The organism is Staphylococcus sp. HMSC069E10, from assembly GCF_001809205.1.
In the GTDB taxonomy this organism is placed as follows: domain Bacteria; phylum Bacillota; class Bacilli; order Staphylococcales; family Staphylococcaceae; genus Staphylococcus; species Staphylococcus hominis.
The window spans coordinates 1-1540 of the sequence record NZ_KV796486.1 but is presented as its reverse complement, the minus strand read 5'-3'; the positions used below and the strand labels follow the sequence as shown (position 1 = coordinate 1540).

General features: G+C 34.2%; 1 pseudogene. It reads right to left on the bottom strand.

The annotated features are described in order from the left end of the window. A pseudogene (gene pls, locus HMPREF2561_RS07010) lies at positions 1-1540 on the bottom strand (plasmin-sensitive LPXTG-anchored glycoprotein Pls); the annotation flags it as partial.

The window sequence follows — 1540 nt, the reverse complement described above, 5'->3', positions numbered from 1 at the left end:
CGAATACATCTTTATGGCCTTGTGGTACTTTTTCAGGTGCAAAGTGTACAATCTCGTCAACTGCATTTTTTGTAACTTCTGTTGTTGGTTCACCACGTTCAACTACATCTCCTGTATCAGGGTCAACTTTAGTTGGTGTAGTTGTTGTTGATTCTCCATCTTCACCTTTTTGTACAATAACATCAGGTGAGCCTGGTTCTAGAGTTGGATCAAACTCACGAATAGTTTTATGAGGAATTGGTTGTTTCGTTACTTCCACATCATCAATTAAATCAGCTTGAGGCGTTGTAATTGTTACACCTTCAAGATTTGTTCTCATAATTCCATCAGAATATCTATTTTGCATATGACTTGAAGTAATTAAGAAATTATATTTTTGTGATTTATCAATTCCTAAATCATCTGTAGTAGCTTTCCATGTTTTTCCTGCATATGTAGCAGTTACTGTACTTGTTGCTGCATCATAATTTAATACTACATCATTTAATCTTTGGCCATGGAAATTACCATCAAGATGATTAGTTGTATTATCTGCATAAATTATTTTATTTACAGGTTTATCTTTTGTATTTAGGGCATTTTGACCAACTTGGTTAGTCATACCATCTGCACCATTTTTAACAAATGTACCGTAACCAACTTTTGCTGCGCCAATTTGACTTAGATTGTTTGTTTTATCTGCATCGAGTTTATCGACTTTACCATTAACATTATTATATGCCGTATCAATTTTAAAACCAGATGCATTTGCCATACCTTTGTCTCTTAAAATACCACCTTGGTTTAAGAAGTCTTGGCCATTCCCTTGAGTAAACATGAAGCCCCAGCCATCTGCTCCTGTTGTATTACCTTGGTTGTTGTTTGCTACTGGAACAGTAATTGTAAAGTCTTTATTAAAATCTATTTTATCATTATATTCTAATGCGCCTTTAGTTCCTGTATCAGGATTGAAATTTGTATTGAATGCAGTTAGCTTATCTTCTTTAGGGAATTCTTCTTTATACGTTTTATGGATTATATCTCCATATTCTTTAAAGTTACCCGTTCCTTTTTTAGTAACTGTGTCTTGTGCAGCTGCTCTTAATGCTGTTGCTGAATAGTTAACATTTGTTGTTCTAGCATTGCTGCTTACTGAACGGAATGTTGCTCTTGGTTGTGCGTTTTCTTTGTTAGCTGTTTCTTTAAGTGCTTCACTTAAAGCTATTTTTTTAATTTCTTCATTAGATAAATTTGAAATATCTTTTGGTAATACTTTTTCAATTTCAGCTTTCTCTGCTTCTGTAACTTCAGATTTATTATATAAATCTTTAGCAACTGTATCTACAACGTGAGTTCTCTCAGTTTCTGCTGGTTGAGCATTTGAATTGCTCTTAGCATTTGTTTCTTCAACTGCTGGGGCTTCTTCTGTTTCTACTTTGTTTGTTTCTTCTGTTGCTGCTTTGTTTGTTTCTTCTGCTGTTGGCGCTTCTTCTGTTTCTACTTTATTTGTTTCTTCTGCTGTTGTTGCTTTTTCTGTGTTTTCTTCACTTGATGGCGCTTC